This is a genomic window from Leifsonia sp. SIMBA_070, from assembly GCF_046534635.1.
Taxonomy (GTDB): Bacteria; Actinomycetota; Actinomycetes; order Actinomycetales; family Microbacteriaceae; genus Leifsonia.
On the sequence record NZ_JAWRYK010000043.1, the window covers coordinates 1 to 421 of the forward strand.

The 421-nt window shown below is 37.3% G+C and carries 1 protein-coding gene; it reads right to left on the bottom strand.

What is annotated here, in order from left to right; translation table 11 throughout:
- Positions 1–421 (bottom strand): hypothetical protein (locus SB754_RS19315; protein WP_410784030.1); only part of this gene is annotated, 421 nt, incomplete at both ends.

A 421-nucleotide genomic window follows, 5' to 3' on the forward strand; every position in this document is an offset into this window, starting at 1 on the left:
CTGTAACATCGAATGTACCGAATCCGCCATCAATAATTAGAATACGATCTTCTTTTTTGATGATGTCCTTCTTAACTAGATAGTATTGCGTTCCGACTGGCTGCGGGATTACTAAACACTGTTTCACTTTAATAGTGATTAATTCGCCATTAACTTTAACAGCAGTTTCTTCCATAGCTACTTTTTGCAATGACTCACGTTGATTACCAAAGTGAGATACAGGAAGACCAGTAACGAGTAATGGAATCGTAACGTTCTTTTTGAAGTCTTTCGCAATAAATCCGAATAGTTGTTTCTTAAACGTTGGGTCTTCATAACGCTTCGCTTTATTCTCTCCAAGAGCACGAACAAGTGGAAGTTTAGATTTTCTTGCTTCTTCTCCTATGTAGTAAGTAGAGTCAGTGTTTGTTAGTTCGATCTT